The organism is Limnohabitans planktonicus II-D5, from assembly GCF_001270065.2.
GTDB classification, from domain to species: domain Bacteria; phylum Pseudomonadota; class Gammaproteobacteria; order Burkholderiales; family Burkholderiaceae_C; genus Limnohabitans_A; species Limnohabitans_A planktonicus.
In genome coordinates this window covers 1-636 of sequence record NZ_LFYT02000137.1, presented here as the reverse complement: position 1 = coordinate 636, position 636 = coordinate 1, and the positions used below count along the sequence as shown (strand labels likewise).

The following is a 636-nucleotide window of genomic DNA, read 5'->3' as shown; positions in this document are numbered from 1 at the left end:
TGGCACGATCAGCAAAGCCAACTTGGCTGTGGCCATGAGCAACCAGAACAAGACCTATGACGGCACGACAGCAGCTGCATTGGCAACGGGTGCGATCACAGCCACGGGCGTGACAGTGGGCGGCGTGGCAGAAACTGCAACGGTGAACAAAGCCAGCGGCACCTACAACAGCAAGAACGTGAACGCTGCAACAACAGTCACCGCGACCTTGGTGGCAACTGACTTTGCGGCTGGCACAGCAGATTTGAGCAACTACAACTTGCCCACTACAGTTTCAACAGTAGTCGGTGGTGGCACGATCAGCAAAGCCAACTTGGCTGTGGCCATGAGCAACCAGAACAAGACCTATGACGGCACGACAGCAGCTGCATTGGCAGCGGGTGCGATCACAGCCACGGGCGTGACAGTGGGCGGCGTGGCAGAAACTGCAACGGTGAACAAAGCCAGCGGCACCTACAACAGCAAGAACGTGAACGCTGCAACAACGGTCACCGCGACCTTGGTGGCAACTGACTTTGCGGCTGGCACAGCAGATTTGAGCAACTACAACTTGCCCACTACAGTTTCAACAGTAGTCGGTGGTGGCACGATCAGCAAAGCCAACTTGGCTGTGGCCATGAGCAACCAGAACAAGAC

The 636-nt window shown here is 56.4% G+C and carries 1 protein-coding gene; it reads left to right on the top strand.

The window, feature by feature from the left end:
- Nucleotides 1-636, top strand: a 636-nt coding sequence (locus tag H663_RS41960) for a YDG domain-containing protein (protein WP_240620617.1), incomplete at both ends; no start/stop codon positions are given.